The sequence below is a fragment of the Bacillus sp. FJAT-27001 genome (genome assembly GCF_019039175.1).
GTDB lineage: Bacteria > Bacillota > Bacilli > Bacillales > Bacillaceae > Bacillus > Bacillus velezensis.
In genome coordinates this window covers 922,971-948,308 of the sequence record NZ_JAHOAA010000002.1, presented here as the reverse complement: position 1 = coordinate 948,308, position 25,338 = coordinate 922,971, and the positions used below count along the sequence as shown (strand labels likewise).

The window sequence follows — 25,338 nt, the reverse complement described above, 5'->3', positions numbered from 1 at the left end:
GCAATCTTCATATCGATCAGATCAAGCCAGCTGTCTGTGACACCGGCGTGATCTTGAAAGAATGCTTTAATGTTGTCGGCGCCTTTGCCTGAAAACTCACTGTCATCTAAATCAGCCATTCCCTGAAATGCTTTTCTGAGATTGATAAATTGTTCTCTAATCTGATCGTATTGTTTTGCCCGCTTTTCTGCGGCTGAAATGAACGAGGCTACTTCAAATACTTTCATTTACGGCTCCTTTCCACTTGATCTTATCTAAACTTTCTATTCTGAAACATATTTATAATACTCTTTAATTTTTGGCTTTACTTCCCAGTACTTAGTTCCGTTTGATGACACCAACATGTCAAACCATATCTCAAAGTTAGAGTCTAAATATACCGCATCTTCAATATTATCAATTGAATCCAGATGCAACATATACCCCAACCCTTTATTTGATTTGTTTACATCAATAACATACCTGCCATCATAATGATACCCAATTAGGACATATCCCTTAGGGAAGTCTTGAACTTCATTAAATTCAATTATCCCTTCTGTACTAAGAAGCTCAATACCATTAAACATTTCCATTCCATTGTGATTGAATAGGAACTCTTTATAATCATTAGGCAAAGTTACCCCTAACATCTTTTCTAAACTATTAATTTCTTGAGGACTGGCTGGGTCTCTGAATTGAAAAGCAGCATCTTCCATGACATGCCCTCCATGTTGGAGCATAGGAAAAGTTCCGTATTTAGAAACAGCTTCCTTTATCCCATCAAGAGTCATGCGAATTAACTTTCCTTCTTCCAATTAAATTTCCCTCCTCTAAGGTGTTTGAGTCACTAAATTTTACCACACAACTGTATTTGAGTGTCTTAAAATGCCAAAATGAAATTTACAATCTTTGGTTTTATACTTATAATTAGGAAGGTTTGTCCGATATAGAGACAGAACAAACAAATTGGGGGAATTACATTGAAGAAATGGCTGTTAGGTATTGGCGCATTATCTCTAAGCTTTTCTTTGGCTGCGTGTGGATCTGATTCTGCTTCTACAGATAAAACAGATTCAGATCAAGCTAAAACAACAGAGCAAGAAGAAAAGGATGCAAAAGAGACAAAGGCAGACACTCAATCAAATGACAAAAGTACTAATGACAAAAATGAAAAAGCCGAAAATGCTTCAAAGAAGGATTCGTCGGATAAAAAGGCGTCTGACAAAAAGAAAAAGCTGGTCGATGTAACACTTAACAGAACAGTTGATGGGGATACGATTAAAGTTAACTATAAAGGCGAAGTCAAAACTGTTCGTTATTTACTTGTTGACACGCCTAAAACTAAGAACCCAAACTCTTGCGTACAACCATATGGTGAGGATGCTTCAGCAAGAAACAAACAGCTGGTTAACAAGGGAAAACTTCAATTGGAGTTTGATAAAGGAGATCGTACAGACAAGTATGGCAGAATGCTGGCTTACGTTTATGCAGATGGCAAATCAGTACAAGAAACACTGCTTAAAGAAGGATTAGCACGAGTAGCTTATGTATATGAGCCAAACACGAAGTATTTAGACACGTATAAGAAAGATGAGCAAGCTGCGAAAGATAAAGACTTGAAGATTTGGAGTAAGAATGGATATGCGACTGATAAAGGATTTAATGGCTGCGTAACGAAACCGAAGAAATCAGTAAGTGTATCTAAGCCGGCTCAAAAGTCAGTTACAACACACCAATCCGAGACACATAAATCGAACTCAAGCGGTTCAGCATCAAGCAGCTCTTCTAACTCTGCACAAGCCTCCCCTTCTGCTGGAGGAACAGAACACTTTGCAAACTGCACAGAGCTGAGAAAGAAATATCCGCATGGAGTACCAAGCACTCACCCTGCTTATACATCTAAGATGGATCGGGATAATGACAACTTTGCATGTGAGAAGAATTAATTATTTTGAAGTCCTCTGAGGCTTCTTTTTTTATTTGGGTATTTTCTCAGGCTAACAAAAAACATAGAGCGTATGAGCGAGCTCTTTAGCCCAACACTTAAAGAATACAGCCCCTACAATATTTATTACGTTATTTTCGTATTCAATGTCAGACAGAATATTGTACGAATACTTCTCTTTTTACAGCAAATACAATAAAGAGGAGGTGCTGATTTTTTGGAGTTAAAAAACATCGTTCACTCTTACAACATTACAAATATTTTGGGTTATCTTAGACGCTCTCGTCAGGATATGGAGCGAGAAAAAAGAACAGGCGAAGATACGCTAACAGAACAAAAAGAACTCATGAATAAAATACTGAAGTCGATTGAAATCCCCTATGAATTAAAAATGGAAATCGGGTCAGGAGAAAGCATTGAGGGCCGCCCTGTTTTTAAAGAATGTCTTAAAGACCTCGAGGAAGGCAAGTACCAGGCAATTGCTGTTAAAGAAATAACAAGACTCAGCCGCGGGAGCTACAGTGATGCGGGACAAATTGTTAACCTTCTTCAAAGCAAGCGATTGATTATCATTACACCATATAAAGTTTATGACCCTCGAAACCCTGCAGACATGCGTCAGATTCGTTTTGAATTGTTTATGGCCAGAGAAGAATTTGAAATGACCAGAGAGCGTATGACAGGCGCTAAATACACATATGCGGCACAAGGGAAATGGATTTCCGGACTAGCGCCTTATGGATACCGGTTAAACAAAAAAACATCCAAACTAGTCCCAGTCGAAGAAAAAGCAAAAGTCGTTCAATTCATCTTTAACATCTTTTTAAATGGGTTGAATGGAAAAGATTATAGTTATACAGCGATTGCTTCTCACTTAACAAAATTACAAATACCGACTCCATCAGGAAAAAAGCGCTGGAATCAATACACAATTAAAGCAATTCTGCAAAACGAAGCGTATATCGGAACTGTTAAATATAAGGTTAGAGAAAAAACAAAAGACGGTAAACGAACAATTAGACCTGAAAAGGAACAAATTGTAGTATCGGATGCACATGCTCCTATAATAGATCAAGAACAATTTCAACAATCACAAGAGAAAATTGCAAACAAAGTCCCCCTGCTGCCTAATAAAAATGCATTGGAATTAAGTGAATTGGCAGGCGTATGCACTTGTTCTAAGTGCGGTGAACCATTATCTAAATACGAAACTAGGAGAACGCGAGAAAACAAAAACGGCACGAAAAGTGTGTATCACGTTAAATCACTCACTTGCAAAAAGAATAAATGCACTTATGTAAGATATAACGATGTTGAATATGCCATTTTGGATTACCTCTCTTCTTTAAGCAACTTAGATAATAAGACTTTAACAAAACATATCACTTCAATGATTTCTAAATACGAAGACGTAAATAGTAATGTGAAAACAAAAAAGCAAATGTCTGAACATCTTTCACAAAAAGAACAAGAGTTAAAAAACAAAGAGAATTTTATCTTCGAGAAATATGAGAGCGGCATTTACACTGATGAACTTTTTTTGAAAAGAAAAGCTGTTTTAGATGAAGAATTTAAAGAACTCCAGATTGCCAAGCATGAGCTCAATGGAACTCAAGAAGCGCAATCAGAAATAGACAGTAATACAGTCAGAAACAACATAAATAGGATAATTGATCAATATCACATTGAATCAAGCACAGAGAAAAAGAACGCGCTATTAAGAATGGTCTTCAAAGAAGTTATCGTTACGATGACACAAAAAAGAAAAGGGCCAATTCCGGCTCAGTTTGAAATTACCCCTATCCTAAGGTTTAATTTTTCGTTATCGACCTCACCGTCACTGATAGTCCCTCAAAATACAGTAAATATCTTAAAAAACCGATAAAGCCGTTTCCCCGGTAAACACAATGGGAGCTACGAAGCTGTTGTCCGAAAAGCTGTTTCATCAGGCAAATCATCATGTTCAAAACCGCGGTACGGTATTTTGTTCGGTCCGCTTCGGCAATGTGCTCGGTTCACGCGGTTCTGTTATTCCTATTTTATTTGAGCAGTTGATGGCAGGCGGCCCGCTCACCATTACGGATAAAAACATGACGAGGTTTTTTATGTCGATTGATGATGCCGCAACGCTCACCCTGCAATCTGCGGCGATCACAAAGGGCGGAGAAACATTTATTTTTAAAATGGAGTCCCTGAGGCTTGAAGAACTGCTTCACGGATTTGAAGAATATGCGTTCCGGCACGGACTGCCGCGCCCCGCCGCTGTTGAAGTGGGAAAACGTCCCGGTGAGAAGCTTCATGAAGAACTGACCTCTCCTCATGAGACGGAATCTTTATATGAATGGGGCAATCTTTACGCAATATTGCCGGAACCCGCCAAACATCCGGAATTTCGGAAGGTCAATCTCCCCAGATATCAATCCGATCAGGCGCCGCTCATCACAAAAGACACAATCGTAAAGATTATTGAACGATTACATGAAGAAAAAAAAACATAGAAAAAAGGCCTGTCTGATAGGCAGGCCTCATTGCTGAGCTCTATTTTTCAAATAAATGCAGACAGGCTTCATAGCCCTCTTCCTTCAGCTTGTCTTTCGGAATAAACCGGAGTGCCGCAGAGTTAATGCAATAACGGAGACCGCTTGGCCCCGGACCGTCATTAAATACGTGGCCTAAGTGGGAATCAGCTGTTTTGCTTCTCACTTCCGTCCGGATCATCCCGTGGCTTGTGTCCAGTTTTTCGTCAACCTCTTCTTCCTCAATCGGTTTTGTAAAACTGGGCCAGCCGCAATGAGAATCGAATTTATCCAGAGAAGTAAACAAGGGCTTTCCCGATACGATATCAACATACAGCCCCTCTTCTTTGTGATCCCAGAATTCATTTTGAAACGGCGGCTCCGTTCCGTTATTTTGTGTGACTTCATATTGCATGCGGTTTAATGATTTGATTTTTTCTTCTTTATTAAAAGCCATCTTATCTGTCCCTCCAATGCTCATCCAGAAAGCCTTGACGTCCGGAACCTACACGGTAGCGCCCGTAGTGATCAGGATTTTTCTTATAAAAGTGCTGATGATAGCCTTCCGCTTCATAAAAAGGCTCAGCCTTCAAGATGTCTGTCACGATCGGCTTTTTAAATATGCCGCTTTCTTCAAGCTGTTTTTTTGAGGCTTCAGCGATTTGTTTTTGTTCATCATTATGGTAATATATCGCCGCCCGATATGAACTTCCGCGGTCTGCAAACTGGCCGCCTGCATCAGTCGGGTCGATCTGCTGCCAAAACAGCTCGACAAGCTTTTCATACGGATAAATGTCAGGTTGAAATGTGATTTGAACGGCTTCTCTGTGTCCGGTCGTTTCACTGCACACTTCTTCGTAAGTCGGATTCTCAGTATGACCTCCTGTATAGCCGGACACCACCTTTTCAATCCCGGGCTGTTCGTCAAACGGCTTCACCATGCACCAAAAACAGCCGCCTGCAAATGTGGCGATTTCTTTTTTTTCTGACATACGGGTGCCCTCCTTTGTTCATACGTGGTATTATTATATTATAGCATGTATAAACAGAATAAAAATAATTCTGCTTTCAGGGGAAGCTGAACGAATGCCACGCTGACTACATATTGGAGGTTCATGATTTGAAAGTAAGGACACAAATGATGTATGATATGGAAGCTTTGCTTCGAAAAGTGTTTAAACAAATCAGAAATGAAGTTAATGAAATTCTAGATAAAGAGCTGTCCAGGAACGAATTCACCATTTTGCGGATTCTCAGTGAACAAGGGCCTAAAAAAGTAACGGAATTCGCCCCCATTCTTGAGGTCTCCGCAAGCCATATTACCGCAGTGACCGACGCTTTAGTAGAAAAGGAATGGATCACCCGCATCCGTTCCAAAGAGGACAGGCGAATTATCAGAATCCATATTACGGAAGCCGGGGAGAAAATTGTCGATCATTTCAACCAGAAAAAAACAGAATACTTTTTTAAACGGTTTGACTGCTACTCTGATGAAGAGCTCGCAACGTTAATCAAACTGTTCAGCAAGCTGGACAAAAAACGCTGACACGAAAAAACACAAATCCCTGAAAGGATCTGTGTTTTTTTTATGAAAACTTATTGTTTCGGATGATAATAGGAAAATTCAATTTCATCCGTGTCGAGATTGATTTTATCCGCTTTTACATACATGCCGTTGTCTAAAGGCATTTCCGACAGACGGATCTCGATGCTTTTATCCCCGGAATGAACGTGCACAAATGACGGGAGTTCATAAAAGCTGTCCATATAATTCAGCACAAAGCTGATCGGCAGGCTTAATTCGCCTAAGGAAAACTTCGTCACTTTCAACATCACATCTCCGTTCTCCTGTACGGACGGTTCAAATGTGACGACCGCGTTAATGGAGGTTGAGAATGCTTTGATTTTACCTGCCACGTGCACATCGTTATTGATGTCCACTTTGTAGTCAAGCTGATTCGATGCCTTCTCTTTTAAGTACGCATTCACAAACCTGGCAAGAGATTCTTTCGAGCTCGTGATATGAAAGCCGTACTCACTTTTTGTCTGATCTTGTATTTTCGCCTGCTCTCCCGGCATAACCAATAATGTCACAATTACCGCGGCGGCAATCACATTGAGTGCGAGAAGAACAAAAAACAGCGATTTCCACTTTTTCATCATTTCACCCTATTCTGCTGGTAACCCTTGTTTTTCAATGATGCCGTACAATCGATCGGCGATAAGTGCATACCCTTTTGCGTTCGGATGAAAATCATCATCCTTTGAAATCCGTCTGCTGCCGCTTTTTTGACTGAACAAGTCTTCAACATTCACCGCGGCGGCGTGAGGATCTTTTTCCAGCTCTTTTGCGGCGATCTTGTTCCAATCCGTTACAACCCCATTAATTTCTTTTAATTCAGGCAGCGTAAACGTGAATGGATTATACATGCTGACATACACCAGCTCTGCGTTTTCATTATATTTGCGGATTTTTGAAACGATCGCCTTGAATCGTTTTTCAAAAGGTTTCTCTTCCTTTTGGAACGGCTGAACCGTCAGCTGCATCATATTCTGGCGGAGCACCTTCATTAAGTCATTGCCGCCGATGGTAAAAAAGATATAGTCGGCGCTCTTTAATGATTTCTGAACTTTTTTATTATCAAGCTTTTCCAGCAGGTCAGACGTTTTGTCACCCTGCACCGCATAATTTTTAATATCAACCGTTTTCACATGTCCCTTTTTCTTAAGAGACTCCGCTGCCCTGCCGACGTATCCTGAACCGTCAGGATCTCCTACTCCTTCAGTCAATGAATCACCGACCGCAGCTATGACAATATGATCTTTCGTTTTCGGTTCTTCAGTGTCAGAACCGGTGCGCTGGACAGAACAAGCTGATAAAAGCAAAGCCAGTCCGGCGATCAATGAGAACATTCGCAGCTTCAATCTGGTTGCTCCTTCCCCGTCTACTAGTGGAAAGTGTAACATGTTTTTTCAGATTTGAAAATGTCTAATCTGCCAGTTTACTTGAGCTCCTCAGCCGCTCTGACATCTGAGAGGATGTCATCATACGGAACCTTCTGCACGCCGTCATAATCTTTAAGCACCGTCCCGTCAGGTCCGACTAAATAAAAAGAGGTTTTATGTATGACCTGGTCCTCTCCCTCCGGCTTTTTGACGATTGCTTTAAAGCTGTTCAGCGCAAAATCTTCAATGTCCTTTTGGCTGTAACCGGTCAGAAAATCCCAGTTGCGAAGCGAAAGCGGATATTTGGAAGCAAAGGCTTTCAGCTGTTTCGGCGTATCCTTTTCAGGATCTACACTGAACGACACAATCCGCACGTCCAGATTCTCAGCCTTCAGTTTTTTTTGCAGTTCGGTCATGTGGGCCGTCATCGGCGGACAGACCGTATTACAATTTGTAAACATAAAGTCGGCAATCCAGACATGCCCCTTCAGGCTTTTCAGTGACACTGTTTTTCCATCTTGGTTTTGATATGAAAACGGTTCAATCTGATAGTTCAGCGGGTCTTTTATCGTTTTCCCCCCGCAGGCGCACAAGAGCAGCAAACAAAAGACGGCAGCGAAGATTTTCATTTTTTTCATTTCCATTCCCCCCATGGATAAAACGCTTACAGCATTCATCATAAAAAAATTCCCGCACCCTCCCTTATCAAAAGGAAGGCGCTAAGGAATATGCACCGTTATGCGTTATGTTTTAAAATCTCTTGGTTGAAAACGGCCTCGTAATCTTTCCACTTCATACGGCGCTTGACATATTGTCGGAATGAATACACTGTTCTCACACTTTGTGAAGCAAAAACCTCTCTCAAATAAAGCTCAAGGTGCTGATGAATTTGAAAAAAATAATGTTCACCTTCCGTGACAACCGGTATTTCTGTCACTTTTACCTGAATCCCGTCCTGTCGTTTGAACTCTAGGCTTTTGAGTAACAAGATATCAATCCTTCTTTTTCGATTGTTTTCTTTTTATTATATACAATCTGAGAAAGCGTGTCTGTCATTTTGCGCGGCCGTTCTAAAAAAAGTCAGATTAACAGGTGAAACAGATCCTGATCTTTATTCACCTCTACGTAATGAAATCCTTTTTGATTCATCCGGGCAATGAGCGCGCCGTAATCTTCCCGATGCTTAAGCTCAATGCCGACCAATGCGGGGCCGCTGCTTTTGTTATTTTTTTTCGTGTATTCAAACCGGGTGATGTCATCATCAGGCCCAAGCACTTCATCTAGGTATTCGCGAAGCGCTCCCGCCCTTTGCGGGAAATTAACGATAAAATAATGCTGCAGCCCCTCATAAATCATGGAGCGCTCCTTCATCTCCTGCATTCTGCCGATGTCGTTATTCCCTCCGCTGACCATGCAGATGACATTTCTCCCTCTAATCTCTTCCTTATACAAATCAAGTGCTGACACGGACAATGCCCCCGCCGGCTCCGCTACGATGGCGCATTGATTATATAATTCGAGAATCGTGCTGCACACTTTTCCTTCCGGGACAAGCACAACGTCATCGACGACGGTTTCGAGCGTTTGAAAGGTTTCGGCGCCGATTTTTTTTACGGCCGCCCCATCGACAAATTTATCAATTTTCTCAAGTTCAACCACTTGTCCGGCTTTTTTCGATTCAAAATAGGAGGCTGCGCCCTTCGGCTCTACCGCTATGATTTTTGTATCCGGCGATATGTTTTTCATGTACGTGCCGAGCCCGGACAGGAGTCCTCCTCCCCCTACGCTTGCAAAAAGAAAATGCGGTTCAACGTCAATGTCATTTAAAATTTCGATGGCAGCCGTTCCCTGTCCGGCCATGACATCGGGATCGTCAAACGGATGAATAAACGTGCGGTTTTCTTTTTCACAGCATTCCGCAGAACTCTTATACGCATCATCGAAAGTGTCACCCGTCAATATGATTTCAACAAATTCTTTTCCGAACAGTTCCACTTGGGATACTTTCTGTCTCGGTGTGGTTGACGGCATAAAAATCTTGCCGTGAATGCCGAGGTGTTTGCATGAAAACGCAACCCCCTGCGCATGGTTTCCCGCACTTGCGCATACAATTCCGTTTTCAGTCTGCTCTTTTGAGAGCTGCCTCATTTTATTATAAGCCCCTCTGAGCTTAAATGATCTGACCACCTGCAGGTCTTCCCTTTTCAAATAGATGTTGCAGCCATACCTCTCAGAAAGTCTGTCATTCCTCTGCAAAGGCGTATGTATCACAACGTCCTTTACATTTTGGTGCGCTTTTAAAATGTCTTTTACCTGGATGAGAGAGTCTTCTTTAAGCAACGGTTTCATTTACAGAGTCCTTTCTTATTTAAATCCCTATTTAATATGCCATTATAACATGAATATTCAAATAATAAGACAATTATTTTAATTTTGTAAATAAAATTAAATGAACCGATACAAGAGAAAAAGATATTTTCGATCGCACAAACGTGTTATACTTAAACCAATTAGAACCAAAAGGAGCCAATTCATGAGTGTAATTGAACAAACTGATCCTTTTTATCAGCTAGCCGGCGAACATCACACCTTTTCAGAAGCGAAACGATTGGCCTCGCAATTTGCCTTATCTGATTTGCCAGTCTTCATAACGGGTGAAGTCGGAACCGGAAAAAAACAAATGGCCAGAGCGATCCATCATAAATCCCGCAGAAACAGCGAACTATTTATTACCGTTCACTGCAGCCAAAGCGAAGAGCGGCTCGAATATGAACTGTTCGGCGCTGAAGGCGCATTAAACAGGGCCCGCCGCGGAACATTATTCTTATATGAAATCGGAGACATGCCGCTCTCGGTACAGGCCCGCCTTCTTTCCGAGCTGGATGCCGGGCTTTCCGCCCGCATCATTGCAAGCAGCACGGCGGATCTTGGTGATACCGACGCAGAAAATACGTTCAGCCAAGATTTATTTTACAGGCTTCACGTGTTATGCCTTCCGCTCCCTGCTTTATCTGAACGAAAAAGCGATATACCGCTTCTTCTGCAGCATATGCTGACAGCCACGGGGCAGCATGTTCATATCGATCCGTCCGTTTATCCGCTGTTTGAGCGGCACACCTTTAACGGCAACATCAGAGAACTTCAAAATGCGGCGTACTATATGGCCGCGGCAGCATCCGGCAGCACGATTTATCCCGATGATGTCCCGCTGTATATCAAAAACAGCCAGAAAGCGAAAACAGCTAAGAAAAAAGAAAAACGGCTGACATTGATGGAGAAAGAAGAGTTTTTGTTTATTTTGGAATCAATTAAAGACTTAAATACAAAAGGCGAACCCGCCAGCAGACGGAGCATATCCGAATTAAGCGAAAACAGCACAATGACATTATCGCCCCAGCAGGTCAGAAACAGGCTTGATTACTTAGAAAAGATGAACTATGTGACAAAAGGCCGAGGACGCGCTGGAACAAAAATTACATTAGAAGGGTTGAGCTTTTTGCAGTCACTGCAAAAACAAATCCTTTAAAAAGGAGGACATTTGATTGTTCACAATAAAAGAAGAAATCGCAAATGCCGTCACACACGGAATCGGTGTATTGCTGTCGATTCCGGCGCTTATTTTTCTCATTATCTTCGCGGTGAAATACGGCTCGCCGACAGACATCGTCAGCTTTTCAATCTTCGGCGCTTCAATGCTGCTGCTGTATCTCAGCTCGACTCTTTTGCACAGCATTCAGCATAAAAAAACGAAAGACATTCTTGAGATTGTGGATCATTCCGCGATATACGTATTAATAGCCGGAACATATACGCCATTTTTATTAGGACCCCTTAAAGGGGCGCTCGGTCTGACCCTTTTAATTATTGTTTGGTCGCTTGCCATCGGAGGCATCGTGTTTAAAATCTTTTTCGTGAAGCGGTTTATCATTTTTTCAACGCTTGTCTATTTAATGATGGGCTGGCTGATCATCGTCGCCATTAAACCGCTGTACGCTTCGCTGTCAGGCCCCGGTTTCGGCCTTCTTCTTTTCGGCGGTTTATTGTATTCCGCCGGCACAATATTTTATATTTGGAGAAAGGTTCCGTATCATCACGCCATTTGGCACAGTTTTGTTTTAGGCGGCAGCGCCTCGATGTTTTTCTGTATTTTATTTTATTGCGTCAAAGTCCCCTTTATCTGAAATAAAAAGCACAGCCTCTCTATAGAGACTGTGCTTTTTTTATGCACGGAGCCGTTTCTGATCGGCCGGAAAATAAGCGGGCTTTATATGTAATTCAATGTCAGCCGGTTTCAGCCGTTTCAGTAATCTGCCCCGCAGCAGCCGGTCTGTTCCCGAAGTGCTGACAGGCACAATCGGGAGGTCGAAACGAAGGGCCAGTTCCTCCGGATTGATTTTGCCGTCTTCGGACAGAATCAGACTTTGCCCTTTTTGCAGACGGACTTCCGCCTCATGAAGCACTGCATCCCGGCTGTCTCCGCCACAAATGACACCCATCAGCCGCAGCCAATTTCCGAGAAACGGCATCCGGAAAGCTTTCTCGCCAGCGATAAAACCAGCCGGCTCTTCAAGATGTCCCGCAAGCAGCAGAAGATCAGCCGGGCGCAATCTGGGATGCACATACAATACGGGGCCGTCCGGTATCGGCTGATCATGATGAATGCCGATTGCCGATCCCGACACGTCAATGCAGCCTCTCATAAAGGCTTTCGGCCGCTCATACACCAGCCTCATCTGTTTTTGAAAAGAAAGCCGCGGGTCAAGCTCTTTTTGATTGATATATTCCTGAATATTTTTCATGAACATAAATACAACGTACATCACAAGGCAGCCGTAACGAATCAATTCTTGTCCCCCTGCTTAAACTCAATTCTTTTTCTCGTATACAAGGTACTCATAATCGTAAGGGTTTTTTTCATCTTTTACTCCCTGTTTGCGGGATGTCAATTCCCATTCAGCTTCATTAAATTCCGGAAAAAAACGGTCTCCTTCAAAGACATGGTGAATTTTTGTCATGTAGAGTCTGTCCGCATAAGGAAAGAGCGCACTGTACAGCTGGGCGCCGCCGATCACAAAGCATTCTTCATCTGCCGGGATCAGCTTGAGCACTTCCTCAGCCGAGTCGGCGGTAATACAGCCCGGGAATAAAGATTCGTCCCGTGAGGTTACAACGATGTTACGCCGGTTCGGAAGCGGGCGTCCGATTGATTCAAACGTTTTCCGCCCCATTACAATGGTGTGGCCCGTCGTCACTTTTTTGAAATATGCGAGATCATCGGGAAGGTGCCAAGGCAGATCGTTATCTTTTCCGATCAGCCGGTTTTCATCCATCGCAAAAATAAACGAAATCATACGCTGACAGCTCCTTTTATGTGCGGATGCGGGTCATAATCCTCAATGATAAAGTCTTCAAACGTAAAATCAAAAATAGAATCAACATTTCGCGCAAACCGCAGTTTCGGCAGCGGACGGACATCCCTTGTCAGCTGCAAATTCACCTGCTCCACATGGTTTTGGTAAATGTGGACGTCTCCGAATGTATGAACAAACTCACCCGGTTCAAGCCCCGTCACATGCGCGATCATCATTGTTAAAAGCGCATAAGACGCAATATTAAACGGCACGCCGAGAAAGACATCCGCTGAGCGCTGATAAAGCTGACACGACAGTTTTCCGTCCGCGACATAAAACTGAAACAGGCAGTGGCAAGGCGGAAGCGCCATATGATCAATTTCGCCGACATTCCAGGCGCTGACGATTAAACGTCTGGAATTCGGGTTTGTCTTGATGTCATGAATCAGCCGGGAGATTTGATCGATGGTCTCGCCGTCCGCTCCGCGCCATGAACGCCATTGAGAACCGTAAACCGGTCCGAGCTCTCCGTTTTCATCCGCCCATTCGTTCCAGATGCGGACTCCGTTTTCCTGAAGGTAGCGGACATTCGTATCTCCTTTTAAAAACCAAAGCAGCTCATGCGCGATGGATTTAAAATGGAGCTTTTTCGTCGTAAGCATCGGGAAACCTTCCTGAAGGTTAAACCGCATTTGGTAGCCGAACGTGCTGATCGTACCCGTTCCCGTACGGTCTCCTTTTTTTTCTCCGTTTTCTAACACATGACGGCACAAATCTTTATATTGTTTCATTTTTTTCATCCTTTTAAAGTAGTCTTTTAGTAGTGTAACACAATAAAAAATCATTTCTGCAAAATTTCTCAGAAATGATTTTTTTATTTCTTCTCGCTATTACACGCTCATCCAGTCAGGCGGCGTATTGCGGTCCCAGTAAATGCTGCCGAGCTCATGATGTGATTGAAATCCGTCTTCAGCGGTATGGTAATGAAAATTAAACCAGTAGCCGTCTTGCGGAGGATGATCCCGGCGGACGTGGAACCTTAAAAGATCTTCACCCGTCAGCCTGTTATACACATGAAAAATTTTTTCAGTTTTTCCGGCCGACGGTTTGCTGGAAATAACCACATCCTGATACGCTTCATCATCTTGAAACTTGGCTAAATGTCCTGTGATCACATCTTCGATTTTCGGCAGAATTTCACTTCTGTAATCATCTTCAATGACCGGAGAGATTTTGCTGCCGAATTTTAAAAATGATTGATTTTCAGCATCACCGAGAAGCTGCTGCTGATACGATTGAAACAGTAATTCAGGCTCCCGCCCTGCCTTCTCTTCTCCCGGCAGAGCGTGTTCATCATAAAAAGCGGTGTAATCATTCTGCTCAAGACTGCTCGACTGTCCTGAAGGCTTGTCTGTCATCAAAGCAGCCGGAGGAGACACGAGTCCGAACGTTACAATGGTAAACAGAACCACAAGGGTCTTTTTCATCCACAATTTCATGACAGATTGTTCCCCTCTGTTTTATTGTCCTCTTTTCCTTTATTTTAGCATAGATGAAAGCGCGGCGTCATGTCCGGCAGCGTATTATCATGCAATATGGGAAATTGGTAACTGTGACCGAGCGGATAAACCGCTTACAATAAGAAGGAGAAAAAGGAGGGGATGAGATGATTAACGCTTTATTTGCGACTGTATCACTTCTCACGCTGCTTTATTTTGTCGTTATGGAAATCACTGATTAACGAAAAAGAAGCCCAAGATATCATGAGCTCACATGGATGACACCAAAGTGGAAAAGCGCCGTCTTTCTTTTCAGCACCTTGAAGCCGTATCGTTCAAACCGCGGGCTTTTCCAATGGTCTTTAAGCACTACGCATTTTTTCGCCGCCCGGACGGCTTGCGTGATGCACTCTTCGTTAAAACCCTCTTCTGCCAGCGCGCGGAGTGGTGCAATGCCGTCTGACGTTTCAACAGGTTCGTGAAACATCGGGTCAAAATAAATGACATCTACCGATGAATCAGGAAGCTCCCGCAAATAATCGGCGCAGTCGGCATGTTTGACCTGAATGCGTTTCATGGCGGTTTGGAGCTGCTCCATTCCGGTTTCCCACGTTTGAAGTCCTGTTTCAACAAGCAATGAGACAAGCTTGTTTTTCTCCAGGCCGATGACTTGTCCGCTTTTTCCGACTGCCAGGCTTGCCAAAATCGCATCGGATGCCAGCCCGAGCGTACAATCTAAAAAGGAATCCCCTTCGCGTAATCCGGCTGCTTTTAACAACGGCTCGGCTTCCCCTCTCAAAAACCGCTTTGCGCGGAACATCGCTGTATTCGGGTGAAAAAAGAACTTCTCCCCTTGCTTCGTGTAAAGTTCGAACCGTTCCTTTCCGATGACTAAAAGATCGCTAGCCGCTCGTTCCAGCATTTTTTCAATGGGCTGTTTATTGCGGCTGCAGTAAGTGTCACCCAGCCTGACACTGAGTGACTGCGCTGTGTGTATCGTATATTCGCTTGGTCGGTAACTCGTTGTGATCATCTTTTTCTCCAAAAAGAAAATGCCCGGAATTCGGGCATTTCAGCAGTGCGCATCGAAGGCATCCGTCAGATTTTTCATAATTTCCTCCATGTCATGCCCTTCGATTTCGTGACGGGGAATAAAATGAACGACCTCTTTCCCTTTTAACAGCGCCATTGATGGCGAGGAAGGTTCCTGCCCTGTAAAGTATTCACGCATTTTTGCAGTTGCGTCTTTATCTTGACCGGCAAATACGGTAACCGTATGATCAGGCGCTTTTTCATGCTGTAAAACAGCCTGAGTCGCAGCCGGACGGGCAAGACCGGCTGCACAGCCGCACACGGAGTTGACAACGACCAATGTCGTGCCCTCTGCCTGTTCCATAAAGCTTTCTACTTCTTCAGCAGTCGTTAATTCCTGAAAACCCGCACCCGTCAGCTCACGGCGCATCGGCACGACCAGCTGGCGCATATATTCTTCATAAGCCATTGACATAAAAAAGCCCCCTCTAAAATCCTTATATGAAGTCAAGGATACTATAGAGGGGGCCGGAATTCAATTGTTCAGGCCTCTGTTTTATATTTTCATGATTCCGCCCGTATTGGCGCTTGTTACGAGTTTGGAATACCGGGCCAGATATCCTGTTTTTACTTTCGGCTCGAAGCCTTTCCATTCGGCCTTGCGTTTTTCCCATTCTTCTTCAGGCACTTGTACGTCCAAAATCCGTTTTTCTATGTCAACGATGACATGGTCGCCGTTTTCTACGAATGCGAGCGGGCCACCTTCAGCCGCTTCAGGCGATACGTGCCCGATTGAAAGGCCCCGGGACGCTCCTGAAAAACGGCCGTCTGTAATAAGCGCCACTTTCGGGCCAAGCCCCATTCCGACAATCTGAGACGTCGGAGCGAGCATCTCCGGCATGCCCGGGCCGCCCTTTGGCCCTTCATAACGGATAATGACAACATCTCCTTCTTTTACTTTGCGGTTTATAATGCCTTCAAGCGCGGCATCCTGGGAATCAAAGACGACAGCGGGGCCTTCATGTCTTGTAATCCCGTCCTGCACCCCGCCTGTTTTGATAATGGCGCCGTCCGGAGCCAGATTCCCAAACAGGACGGCCAAACCGCCTTTTTCGGTAAACGGATTGTCAAGCGGATGAATCACGTCATAATCCTTTACTTCATGACCCGCAATTGTTTCTCCGAGTGTGCGGCCTGTTACAGTCAGCGCGTCAAGATGAAGCGCCCCTTCTTTTTTCGCTAATTCATTAAGGGCCGCCGAGACTCCGCCCGCTTCGTGCAGATCTTCAATGAAGACGTCCGAGGCCGGCGCCAATTTCGATAAGTGAGGCACTCGTTCAGCCACTTCGTTAATGCGTTCTAAAGAGTACTCAACCCCAGCTTCATTGGCAAGCGCAAGCGTATGTAGCACTGTGTTGGTTGAGCCGCCGAGAGCCATGTCTAACGCAAATGCGTTGTCAATCGCTTTTTCGGTGACGATATCGCGCGGCTTAATGTCTTTTTTGATGGTCTCCATCAATTGGGCCGCTGATTTTCTCACAAACTCTCTTCTTTCCGGTGAAGTTGCAAGAATTGTTCCGTTGCCCGGAAGCGCCAGACCGAGCGCTTCAGACAGACAGTTCATGGAGTTTGCCGTAAACATGCCCGAACAAGATCCGCACGTCGGGCAGCCGAACTGTTCCAGCTCCTGCAGGTCGCTTTCACCGATTTTCCCGGCTTGATATGCGCCGACGCCTTCAAATACTGAAGAAAGCGAAATTTTGCGGCCGTCGCTTGTGCGGCCGGCTGCCATCGGCCCCCCGCTGACAAAAATGGTCGGAATATTAATCCGCATAGCCGCCATCAGCATTCCCGGCGTAATTTTGTCGCAGTTCGGAATGCAGACCATTCCGTCAAACCAGTGCGCCGAGACGACCGTTTCAACTGAATCGGCAATGATTTCGCGGCTCGGCAGCGAATATCTCATGCCGATATGCCCCATTGCGATTCCGTCATCTACTCCGATCGTGTTAAATTCAAAAGGCACACCGCCCGCTTCCCTGATTGCTTCTTTTACGATTTTTCCAAATTCCTGCAGGTGAACATGCCCGGGAACGATATCGATGTATGAATTACAGACCGCGATAAACGGCTTACCGAAGTCCTCTTCTTTTACGCCGGCAGCGCGAAGAAGGCTGCGGTGCGGCGCTCTGTCAATTCCCTGTGTGATCATGTTGCTGCGTAATTCTGCCATGGTGATCCCCCTACTGTTTTTAGACTGTGCACTATTTTTAAAATTTTCAGTTTATTCTAGGGCGCGTTCTGCAAATTTTACAGTGTCTTTGCCCTGTCTCGCTTTTCTATTCTTTCTGTATTTCGATAAAAACCCTCCAACAATTAATATTGTACTTACTATATAGAGTTTTGAATCATTTTTCAACAATATTCTAAATAATTTTTATAAAAAGTGAATTCAAATAAAAAAGGTGCATGGGCGCACCTTTTTGTTATAACTGTTCTTTTTTTCTGCTTTCAGTCATCTGTTTCCAGACTGAACCTTTCGCCTCTTCTCCGTGCTCAATCCGTTCAATCGCCATTTTGACTTGCAGGCTGACTTCGAATTCCGGATCGTCTTCCGCCGCTTTTAATGCTTCCAGCGCGCTTTCATCGCCGACCTCATATAAAAACATGGCCGCGCGCCAGCGCACGAGCTTGCTTGAGTCACTGAGCGATTTCGTCATGGCCGGGATGGCGCTCGCATCGCCAAGATCCGACAGACAGTCACCCGCCGTCCTTCTGACCGTCACCGTTTTGTCTTCAAGCGCTTTGTATAACAGCGGAAGCACAGACGGCTTTTCGATCATTCCCAAATAAACGACGGCTTGTCTTCTGATCGAAGTCTTCGGATCATACAGCGCCTTTTCCAATACTGGTAAATCGTCTTCATCCGGATCCATTTGCTCAAGATGGGCATAGCGCTGTTTCCAGTCTTCATCATCGAGCATGTCCAAAGTCACTTTATAAGCTTTCCGCTGCACTGCAGGTTTGGCCTCACCCTTTTGCTGTGCGGCTGCTTCTGTCAGGCGTTTGAGCCGCTCATCACTGTAGGCGGCCTGAAGCTCTTCTGTGACATCGTGTCCGATTTCGGTAAAATCCCCGAAGCGCACGCCTTGTTCTTTCCAAGCCCGCTCAAATACAACATTTGAAGCTTCGGAACGCAGCTTTAAGATGGCTTCTTGGAAACGTTCCGGAAGGCCGAAGCGCTCTTCACGTTCGCCGTCCGTCAATTTGACCTGCATCGGGATTCCGCTGAACATTTGTACGAAAACCTTCACTTCACCGAACGATTCCTGTTCAGAACGGCTCTCAGACTGCTCCGTATGTTCCATTCCGAAGGCGGAACGGACCTGAGGCAGAATTTCCTTCCAGTCAAAACGGGCGTTTCTCTCCACAGCCAGGAAATCGGCAACGTGATAAACGCCCTTTACTCCTTCGATGTTTAAAATATCACGTACGACAGCCGGAGCATCATCTGCCTGACCGGGCTTGTAATTGTTGCTTTTCCCTGCCGGAAGCTCTTCAGTCAAAATCACTTTCATCGTGTTCGGACTCGGCGTCGGTTCTATTGATTTAATCTTCATATTGGTCCTCCTATGCGCAATCTGACACTTATTCTAACATAGTCGGCACAAGCGTTCTATTGCGCCGCTTAGCTTTTGCAAATGCCGGCCTCTTTTTGGATACGGGCGGCGAACTGCAAAAGAAATTGATGCCGCTCCTCTGCTAAACCGGCCCCCGCTTTTGTATTCATTAAGCCTTTAAGCTTGATTAATTTATCCTCTATATGGGCCAGCACACTTGTTTGAGTTCCGTACATCGGGTGACCCTTCGCCCCGGCAAACATAAAAGCCCTGCCGATGCCCGCTGCGCCGATCGCATCAAGCATGTCTGCATCCTGAACAACTTTCCCCTCCAATGAAAGCGGCCGCTTTATCAGCAGTTCCCTGTGTCTGAATGACATTCTCGTGATAATATCCGCGATCTCCTGAATGGAGCCATCCGCAATGTTGAAAGCAGCCAGCCGTTCTGTCACTTCGCCTGCCGTCAGCCTTTCGCTTTTTTCGAGCTTGGCGTCAATCAGATCATGAACCAGCGCGGCCGTCTCAGTGATAAATAAGTCGGCGCCTTCTTCTTTTGCAATGTACACAGAAAGTTTTGCGACCCGGGAAATATGAAGCCAGTCATGGCCCGTTCGTTCATTGATAAGCTTTTCTCTGACCCAATTCCTGACGCTTTCCAGCTGCTCTTTTTCGTTCATCGTATCACCTCTTATCGGGCCAAAAGCCTCTGCACCGTATCTTCAAGCTCTTTTGGGTTGACGTTCGGTGAAAAACGCCCGGTGACTTCACCGTTTCGGTCCACGATAAACTTAGTGAAATTCCATTTGACCGCTTTTGTGCCGAGCATCCCCTTCGCCTGTTCCGTCAGATATGTGAAAAGAGGATGAGCGTCTGCTCCATTGACATCAACTTTCGCAAACATCGGGAATGTGACTCCGTAGTTTTTCACACAGAACTCTTGAATTTCCGCTTCGTTTCCAGGTTCTTGGTTCATGAATTGGTTGCAGGGAAATCCCAATATTTCAAGACCTTCCTCCCGATATGTATCATAGAGCTCCTGAAGCTGCTTGAGCTGGGATGTGAACCCGCATTTGCTTGCTGTATTCACAATGATCATCACCTTGCCTCTGTAAGCCGATAGCGTCATGTCTTCGCCTGTTATGGTCCGTACGTTTATATCGTAAATTGTCATCTGCGGCCCTCCTTTTTACATTCTTCATTTATTTTACCTGTTTTACACTGCAAAACAAACGGCAACCGCTTTTTCCTTCCACTTAACGGAAAACGTTTTTTTCGAGGAACCAAACGGCTCTTTACCCGTCATAATAAAGAGCCGCTCCGAATTTATGCCTATTTGCCGCTTTTATCCCCGTCATTATGCGTTAAATGCGGTTTATTACGCCGGGATGGATTGAAAAATGGCTTAAAAATTTCTATAATGAAGAAAATTAACGGGGAATAACGGAGGTGGCATGTTGCCTATTAATATACCAAATCACCTGCCCGCTAAGCAGGTGCTTGAAAGTGAACACATCTTTGTAATGGATGAAAGCCGGGCTTTTCATCAGGATATCCGGCCGCAGAAGATCGTGATTTTAAATCTGATGCCGAAAAAAATCCAAACGGAAACCCAGCTCCTCAGGATGCTTGGGAATTCACCTTTACAAGTTCACTTTACGTTCTTAATTCCGAGCACACATACTCCAAAAAATACGGCAAGGCAGCATCTGGATGAATTTTATACGGATTTTTCCAGCATCCGCCACAAACGGTTTGACGGAATGATTATTACCGGGGCTCCGATTGAGCACCTGCCGTTTGAAGATGTTTCTTACTGGGAAGAATTGAAGGAAATCATGGAATGGAGCAAAACGAATGTCACTTCAACCCTCCATATCTGCTGGGGCGCTCAAGCCGGTTTATACTATCATTACGGCATTGAGAAAGTGGAGCTGCCGAAAAAAATCTTCGGTGTGTTTGAGCATACCGTTCTTAAAAAACATGAGAGATTGGTAAGAGGATTTGACGAGCTATACTATGTGCCCCACTCACGGCATACAGATATTAATACGGAGCAGCTGCAATCGGCTTCGGATCTGGATGTGCTCAGCGTTTCAGAGGAAGCGGGGGTCTGTTTAATCGTTTCAAAAGACGAAAAACAGATTTTCTTAACGGGTCATCCGGAATATGATACCGATACGCTACTTCAGGAGTATGAGAGAGACATAGAGAGAAATCTTTCAAACGTAGAAGCTCCTAAGCACTATTTTGCGCCCGGCGGGAAAGAACCTGTTAACCGCTGGAAAGCTCATGCAACGTTATTGTTTATGAATTGGCTGAATTATTACGTATATCAGGAAACCCCGTATGAATGGGATTAATTTTTGTTTTGAGTGATACGGTGACAAAAATATGATAAAATACTCTTGATTCAGTATACGTATAACAAAACTTTAAAATAATGGAACATATTAATTAAATTTAGTTTAAATATGTTGCCGCGCTTATTATAAAATGATGCACATGTGTTATGTTTATCTATAGACAATAACTCCTTACGATGCATGAAGCTTGCTTGTTGTTGATTACATTGAGGTGAATTTACTTGAATACCAATAAAAAAGTATTAATTTTGACTGCAAATTACGGAAACGGGCATGTTCAAGTGGCCAAAACGCTCTACGAACAGTGTCTGCGTCTCGGCTTAGATGTGACGGTTTCCAATTTGTATCAAGAGTCAAATCCGATTGTTTCAGAGGTTACTCAATACCTTTATTTAAAAAGCTTCTCAATCGGGAAACAGTTTTATCGTTTGTTTTATTACGGAGTTGACAAAATCTATAATAAACGCAAATTCAATATTTATTTTAAAATGGGAAATAAACGTTTAGGCCAGCTCGTCGAAGAGCATAAGCCGGACATTATTATCAATACATTTCCGATGATTGTCGTACCAGAATACAGACGGAGAACCGGAAAAGTGATCCCGACGTTCAACGTTATGACCGATTTCTGCCTTCACAAAATCTGGGTTCATGAAAATGTTGATAAATATTATGTCGCCACAGATTACGTGAAGGAAAAACTGATTGAAATCGGCACTCACCCGAACAACGTAAAGATCACGGGCATTCCCATCAGACCTCAATTCGAGGAATCGATGCCAAAAGAGCCGATTTATAAAAAATACAATCTCTCTCCCGACAAAAAAGTTCTTCTTATTATGGCGGGAGCGCATGGTGTGCTGAAAAACGTAAAAGAACTGTGCGAAAATCTCGTTCATGACGATCAGGTGCAAGTTGTGGTGGTATGCGGCAAAAACAGCTCGCTGAAAGAATCCCTCAGCAGCTTGGAAGGTGACAATGCCGACCGGCTGAAAGTTCTGGGCTATGTAGAAAGAATTGACGAGTTGTTCCGTATTACGGACTGCATGATCACGAAACCGGGCGGCATCACACTGACGGAAGCGACGGCGATCGGAGTACCCGTTATTTTGTACAAACCGGTTCCCGGACAGGAAAAAGAAAATGCCATTTTCTTTGAAGATCGCGGTGCGGCTGTCGTGGTCAACCGCCACGAAGAAATTTTAGAGTCTGTCACCTCCCTTCTTGCGGATGAGGAGAAGCTGAACCGGATGAAGGACAATATTAAAAGCCTTCACCTCCCCAACTCTTCTGAAGTCATTTTGCAGGATATTATAAAAGAATCTGAAATGATGGCCGGGAAGGCGGATATGGCATTATCGTAAAAGAAAAGCACACGAATGATTCGTGTGCTTTTTGTTTTTTCCGGTTAAGCTTTGTTACTGGAAAAATAAAGATAAAAAATAGGGAGCGGCCGCTTGACGTCCGCTCCCATATGGTGTATAGTTGAACCATCATTTAACAACGTTTACATACGTACGGTTGGATGATGACAAAATTTTTTTTAGCACGAAGGTGCTACAGTACTAGGAGGAATTAAGCAATATGCAAAACGGTAAAGTAAAATGGTTCAATAACGAAAAAGGATTCGGCTTCATCGAAGTTGAAGGCGGAGACGACGTATTTGTTCACTTCACTGCTATCGAAGGAGAAGGATACAAATCATTAGAAGAAGGACAAGAAGTTTCTTTTGAAATTGTCGAAGGTAATCGTGGACCTCAAGCTTCTAATGTTGTAAAACTCTAAACTCAATACATGTTGATCAGATGACAAATAGAGGAGAGGCGTATGCCTCTCCTATTTGATTGCCGTCTGAATCTCAATTGCGACAAGATTCTGCTTGCAGCGCTGCTCGATTTCTTCAATTTGTTTCTCCATTGACGGCATTCCTTTTTTCGCCATTTCTGCTAAACTTCCCAAATCACCGTATATTTCTTTAAATGTCTGCTGAAGGATTGTTTTTAAATCATTATCATTCACGGCTGGTTTTTCCCTTCTCTCCCAAGATACCCTGAATAATAGTAAATAAGCCCTAATTAATCAGGTTCAATAGTTATATCGGCTTATTTTCTATATTTTTTTCTATTTTCCGTACATATTTCTAAAAAAAAATCTCCAAACTATTTGCGGAGGTGTTTTTTAATGGACTCTGAATTTTTTCCAAACGGACTGACGGATAAACGCCAGCTTGAATTAGCGGTGGAAACGGCCCAGAAAACAACGGGAGCGGCTACCCGGGGCCAAAATTCAACTTTGGTGGAATCTGCATACCAGGCGATTCAGGATGCCAGAACGATGTCACAATCCAGTGAACTGCAGGCTCTCGATCAGGATTTTCTGCAAAAGCAGCGAATGCTTCTCGACGATTGCCAGCATCAGCTTGATGAATTCGAAAAATAAAACCGCAGAAGCTGCGGTTTTATTTTTTATTGATTTGTCAGCACCTTGCCGTAGGCTTTCAGCTTCTCCCCCACCGTGCATTGGTTGATGCAGAAAGAATGAGCGTGCGTTTTTCCAAACTCTTTGCGAAAATGCTTTTTTACGAAACAGTCTTTGCAATATTCATCCTGAAGCTCTGTCAATTCTTTATAAATGCTTTTTTTATCCAATATCAGTCATCTCCGTTACTTTCCAATGTTATACGGCTTTCAATCTGCCGGTCCGAGAGAATTTTTCTGGCAAGGTCATCCGCTTCTTGATTTTCCTTTCGGTTTACGGCTTCATATGTCGGTGTCAGCTTTAGGGATTCGAGCAGCGCTTCAATTTTATCCAGCCATTCGTTTTGCGTTTCATCATAACACGGCCAGCTGCCGTCAAGCTGATGCAAAACGACGAGGGAATCCCCTCTTATCGTGATTGAATTTCTGCTTGCGCCAAGTTCCTGCACTTCCTTAAGCGCTTCGTACAAAGCGGCATATTCCGCCTCATTGTTCGTCTGAAGCGTTAAGCTTTTGTTTTTCCGTATGCGGTGCCGCTTGCCGCCGAGAGAATAATACACGACAATTCCGAGTCCGGCGCGTCCGCTTGTTTTGTCAAAGCCGCCGTCGAAATACACTGTAATGTCGTCAGGTTCGTGCGCAAGCTCTTCAGTAAGCTTTTCTAATTCTTTAAGCGTCCAGCTCGCGCCTTTTTCATCCTCAAAATAAATGTCTTTTATATAAGGAAAGCGGCTGACTTCTCTTGCAAGCATGCGCGCTTTCGGAACGGTCAGCCAATCTTCGGAAAAAAATGCGACAGGGCCTGTTCCTTTTGCTTCTATTTCGATATACGGCTTAAGATTCATTGAAATCACCTTACCATTCATTAGTTGACGGGCGTGTGCTATAATCAAACCATTCTCAAATTGAAAGGAAGTCAGCAGGTTTTGTTTAACGATGTGTTATGGATCTTATTTGCGGTCATTCATTTTATCATTGTTCTTCTGTTTTATAAAGGATTTGGCAAAACGGGCCTATTCGTATGGATCGGTTTCGCCACGGTGTGCGCCAACTTGCAGGTTGTCAAAACAGTCGAGCTGTTCGGGCTTACGGCGACACTGGGAAATATCATGTACGGCACCGTTTTCTTCGCAACGGATGTGCTGAATGAAAAATACGGTCCCAGGGAAGCGCGCAAAGCCGTCTGGCTCGGGTTTTCCACTCTGCTCGCTTTGACATGCGCCATGCAGGGGGCTCTTTTATATAAACCGGCTGCGTCAGATATCGCACAGCCGGCCCTTGAGACGATTTTCGGTTTTCTGCCGCGTGTTGCGCTCGGAAGCCTCTTGGCTTTTATTTTCAGCCAAACGATAGATGTTTATGTATATTCAGCCATTCGGAGAATCTTTCCTTCAGACAGGCTTCTCTGGCTCAGAAACAGCGGAAGCACGGCGCTCAGCCAGCTGCTGGATACATTTATCTTCACTGCCGTGGCCTTTATCGGCGTTTATTCCGCGGGCGTATGGTTCAGCATCTTCATTTCAACTTACCTGATTAAATTTGCGGTGTCACTCATTTCTGTCCCTTATGCGTACGCGGCAAAACAAATGACACCGAATGGAGAGTGA

General features: G+C 44.2%; 31 protein-coding genes and 3 pseudogenes. 12 read left to right on the top strand and 22 right to left on the bottom strand.

The genetic code is table 11. The features are described from left to right. Positions 1-227: T7SS effector LXG polymorphic toxin (locus BGM27_RS20510; RefSeq protein ID WP_254122822.1), on the bottom strand; the 227-nt coding region annotated here is incomplete at its 3' end. A gap of 36 nt (positions 228-263) precedes the next feature. After that, complete coding sequence (locus BGM27_RS09710) at positions 264-698, bottom strand: SMI1/KNR4 family protein (protein WP_096335157.1); 435 nt, start codon at positions 696-698, stop codon at positions 264-266. Between the two features lie 264 nt (positions 699-962). Here BGM27_RS09710 and BGM27_RS09705 point away from each other — a divergent pair, with 264 nt between their 5' ends. From BGM27_RS09705 to BGM27_RS09695, 3 genes and pseudogenes are all read left to right on the top strand, one after another. Beyond that, positions 963-1,928, top strand: coding sequence for a thermonuclease family protein (locus tag BGM27_RS09705; protein ID WP_007409540.1), 966 nt, complete (start codon positions 963-965; stop codon positions 1,926-1,928). 216 nt (positions 1,929-2,144) lie between these two features. Beyond that, a pseudogene (locus tag BGM27_RS09700) lies at positions 2,145-3,829 on the top strand (recombinase family protein). Continuing rightward, positions 3,805-4,425, top strand: a pseudogene (locus tag BGM27_RS09695) (polysaccharide biosynthesis protein); the annotation flags it as partial. The pseudogenes BGM27_RS09700 and BGM27_RS09695, both read left to right, overlap by 25 nt. A gap of 40 nt (positions 4,426-4,465) precedes the next feature. Here BGM27_RS09695 and msrB read toward each other — a convergent pair. Together msrB and msrA are read right to left on the bottom strand one after the other, a co-directional pair. Continuing rightward, a complete protein-coding gene (msrB, locus tag BGM27_RS09690; RefSeq protein WP_007409536.1) occupies positions 4,466-4,900 on the bottom strand; it encodes a peptide-methionine (R)-S-oxide reductase MsrB in 435 nt (144 codons plus the stop codon). Position 4,901: 1 nt separating this feature from the next. Next, positions 4,902-5,435, bottom strand: coding sequence for a peptide-methionine (S)-S-oxide reductase MsrA (gene msrA, locus BGM27_RS09685; protein ID WP_003153641.1), 534 nt, complete (start codon positions 5,433-5,435; stop codon positions 4,902-4,904). A 128-nt stretch (positions 5,436-5,563) separates the two neighbouring features. Here msrA and BGM27_RS09680 point away from each other — a divergent pair, with 128 nt between their 5' ends. Beyond that, a complete protein-coding gene (locus BGM27_RS09680; protein ID WP_003153639.1) occupies positions 5,564-5,989 on the top strand; it encodes a MarR family transcriptional regulator in 426 nt (141 codons plus the stop codon). A 50-nt stretch (positions 5,990-6,039) separates the two neighbouring features. Here BGM27_RS09680 and BGM27_RS09675 read toward each other — a convergent pair whose 3' ends face one another. The 5 genes from BGM27_RS09675 to ilvA all read right to left on the bottom strand — a co-directional run bounded on the left by BGM27_RS09675 (position 6,040) and on the right by ilvA (position 9,738). Then, positions 6,040-6,603, bottom strand: a complete 564-nt coding sequence (locus BGM27_RS09675; RefSeq protein WP_007409535.1) for a YpmS family protein — start codon at positions 6,601-6,603, stop codon at positions 6,040-6,042. Between the two features lie 9 nt (positions 6,604-6,612). After that, entirely contained in the window at positions 6,613-7,368 is a 756-nt protein-coding gene (locus BGM27_RS09670) for an SGNH/GDSL hydrolase family protein (RefSeq protein ID WP_007409534.1), read from the bottom strand. Positions 7,369-7,445: 77 nt separating this feature from the next. Further along, positions 7,446-8,027: an SCO family protein gene (locus BGM27_RS09665; protein WP_023842866.1), complete on the bottom strand. Its 582-nt coding sequence runs from the start codon at positions 8,025-8,027 to the stop codon at positions 7,446-7,448. A gap of 98 nt (positions 8,028-8,125) precedes the next feature. Beyond that, complete coding sequence (locus BGM27_RS09660; protein ID WP_007409532.1) at positions 8,126-8,377, bottom strand: DUF2535 family protein; 252 nt, start codon at positions 8,375-8,377, stop codon at positions 8,126-8,128. A 92-nt stretch (positions 8,378-8,469) separates the two neighbouring features. After that, entirely contained in the window at positions 8,470-9,738 is a 1,269-nt protein-coding gene (ilvA, locus tag BGM27_RS09655) for a threonine ammonia-lyase IlvA (protein ID WP_007409531.1), read from the bottom strand. A gap of 184 nt (positions 9,739-9,922) precedes the next feature. On the opposite strand from ilvA, the gene BGM27_RS09650 reads away from it, so the two are divergent. Together BGM27_RS09650 and trhA are read left to right on the top strand one after the other, a co-directional pair. Beyond that, positions 9,923-10,915: a sigma-54-dependent transcriptional regulator gene (locus BGM27_RS09650; protein WP_007409530.1), complete on the top strand. Its 993-nt coding sequence runs from the start codon at positions 9,923-9,925 to the stop codon at positions 10,913-10,915. A 16-nt stretch (positions 10,916-10,931) separates the two neighbouring features. Then, the gene (gene trhA, locus BGM27_RS09645) at positions 10,932-11,570 is read left to right on the top strand and encodes a PAQR family membrane homeostasis protein TrhA (RefSeq protein ID WP_007409529.1); all 639 of its coding nucleotides are present in this window, start codon (positions 10,932-10,934) and stop codon (positions 11,568-11,570) included. Positions 11,571-11,609: 39 nt separating this feature from the next. Here the strand turns inward: trhA and BGM27_RS09640 are convergent, their stop codons facing one another. The 10 genes from BGM27_RS09640 to BGM27_RS09595 form a co-directional block, all read right to left on the bottom strand. Next, positions 11,610-12,233 (bottom strand): lysophospholipid acyltransferase family protein, encoded by a 624-nt coding sequence (locus BGM27_RS09640; RefSeq protein WP_007409528.1) that lies wholly within the window; start codon positions 12,231-12,233, stop codon positions 11,610-11,612. Between the two features lie 21 nt (positions 12,234-12,254). Further along, positions 12,255-12,740 carry a dihydrofolate reductase gene (locus BGM27_RS09635; RefSeq protein WP_007409527.1) on the bottom strand — a complete coding sequence of 162 codons (486 nt, stop codon included), beginning with the start codon at positions 12,738-12,740 and terminating at the stop codon, positions 12,255-12,257. Beyond that, on the bottom strand, positions 12,737-13,531 hold the full coding sequence (locus BGM27_RS09630; RefSeq protein ID WP_003153622.1) for a thymidylate synthase: 795 nt from the start codon (positions 13,529-13,531) through the stop codon (positions 12,737-12,739). The genes BGM27_RS09635 and BGM27_RS09630 overlap by 4 nt, the downstream gene beginning before the upstream one ends. Before the next feature lie 99 nt (positions 13,532-13,630). Beyond that, positions 13,631-14,239, bottom strand: a complete 609-nt coding sequence (locus BGM27_RS09625; RefSeq protein ID WP_007409526.1) for a YpjP family protein — start codon at positions 14,237-14,239, stop codon at positions 13,631-13,633. 262 nt (positions 14,240-14,501) lie between these two features. Continuing rightward, a complete protein-coding gene (locus tag BGM27_RS09620) occupies positions 14,502-15,272 on the bottom strand; it encodes a class I SAM-dependent methyltransferase (RefSeq protein WP_007409525.1) in 771 nt (256 codons plus the stop codon). A 39-nt stretch (positions 15,273-15,311) separates the two neighbouring features. Continuing rightward, positions 15,312-15,746 carry a BrxA/BrxB family bacilliredoxin gene (locus tag BGM27_RS09615; RefSeq protein WP_003153619.1) on the bottom strand — a complete coding sequence of 145 codons (435 nt, stop codon included), beginning with the start codon at positions 15,744-15,746 and terminating at the stop codon, positions 15,312-15,314. Between the two features lie 81 nt (positions 15,747-15,827). Then, positions 15,828-17,504, bottom strand: a complete 1,677-nt coding sequence (gene ilvD, locus BGM27_RS09610; RefSeq protein WP_007409524.1) for a dihydroxy-acid dehydratase — start codon at positions 17,502-17,504, stop codon at positions 15,828-15,830. Positions 17,505-17,757: 253 nt separating this feature from the next. After that, positions 17,758-18,891 carry a conserved virulence factor C family protein gene (locus BGM27_RS09605; protein WP_007409523.1) on the bottom strand — a complete coding sequence of 378 codons (1,134 nt, stop codon included), beginning with the start codon at positions 18,889-18,891 and terminating at the stop codon, positions 17,758-17,760. 68 nt (positions 18,892-18,959) lie between these two features. Beyond that, positions 18,960-19,568 (bottom strand): HD domain-containing protein, encoded by a 609-nt coding sequence (locus BGM27_RS09600; RefSeq protein ID WP_007409522.1) that lies wholly within the window; start codon positions 19,566-19,568, stop codon positions 18,960-18,962. A gap of 11 nt (positions 19,569-19,579) precedes the next feature. Further along, complete coding sequence (locus tag BGM27_RS09595) at positions 19,580-20,062, bottom strand: glutathione peroxidase (RefSeq protein WP_007409521.1); 483 nt, start codon at positions 20,060-20,062, stop codon at positions 19,580-19,582. Between the two features lie 283 nt (positions 20,063-20,345). Between BGM27_RS09595 and metA the strand changes: the two genes are divergently transcribed. From metA to cspD, 4 genes and pseudogenes are all read left to right on the top strand, one after another. Then, positions 20,346-21,251, top strand: a complete 906-nt coding sequence (gene metA / locus BGM27_RS09590) for a homoserine O-acetyltransferase MetA (RefSeq protein WP_003153608.1) — start codon at positions 20,346-20,348, stop codon at positions 21,249-21,251. 224 nt (positions 21,252-21,475) lie between these two features. Then, a complete protein-coding gene (locus BGM27_RS09585; RefSeq protein ID WP_007409520.1) occupies positions 21,476-22,618 on the top strand; it encodes a diglucosyl diacylglycerol synthase in 1,143 nt (380 codons plus the stop codon). Positions 22,619-22,711: 93 nt separating this feature from the next. Further along, positions 22,712-22,823 (top strand): annotated as a pseudogene (locus tag BGM27_RS09580) (hypothetical protein); the annotation flags it as partial. Between the two features lie 15 nt (positions 22,824-22,838). Continuing rightward, complete coding sequence (gene cspD, locus BGM27_RS09575; protein WP_003153604.1) at positions 22,839-23,039, top strand: cold-shock protein CspD; 201 nt, start codon at positions 22,839-22,841, stop codon at positions 23,037-23,039. 51 nt (positions 23,040-23,090) lie between these two features. On the opposite strand, the gene BGM27_RS09570 is transcribed toward cspD, so the two are convergent. Beyond that, complete coding sequence (locus tag BGM27_RS09570) at positions 23,091-23,273, bottom strand: hypothetical protein (RefSeq protein ID WP_003153585.1); 183 nt, start codon at positions 23,271-23,273, stop codon at positions 23,091-23,093. A gap of 162 nt (positions 23,274-23,435) precedes the next feature. Between BGM27_RS09570 and BGM27_RS09565 the strand changes: the two genes are divergently transcribed. Then, the gene (locus BGM27_RS09565) at positions 23,436-23,693 is read left to right on the top strand and encodes a DUF2564 family protein (RefSeq protein WP_007409519.1); all 258 of its coding nucleotides are present in this window, start codon (positions 23,436-23,438) and stop codon (positions 23,691-23,693) included. A gap of 26 nt (positions 23,694-23,719) precedes the next feature. Here the strand turns inward: BGM27_RS09565 and BGM27_RS09560 are convergent, their stop codons facing one another. Both BGM27_RS09560 and BGM27_RS09555 read right to left on the bottom strand, forming a co-directional pair. Further along, on the bottom strand, positions 23,720-23,902 hold the full coding sequence (locus BGM27_RS09560; RefSeq protein WP_003153581.1) for a zinc-finger domain-containing protein: 183 nt from the start codon (positions 23,900-23,902) through the stop codon (positions 23,720-23,722). A 2-nt stretch (positions 23,903-23,904) separates the two neighbouring features. Continuing rightward, complete coding sequence (locus BGM27_RS09555; protein WP_007409518.1) at positions 23,905-24,576, bottom strand: ribonuclease H family protein; 672 nt, start codon at positions 24,574-24,576, stop codon at positions 23,905-23,907. 81 nt (positions 24,577-24,657) lie between these two features. Here BGM27_RS09555 and BGM27_RS09550 point away from each other — a divergent pair, with 81 nt between their 5' ends. After that, on the top strand, positions 24,658-25,338 hold the full coding sequence (locus BGM27_RS09550) for a queuosine precursor transporter (RefSeq protein WP_007409517.1): 681 nt from the start codon (positions 24,658-24,660) through the stop codon (positions 25,336-25,338).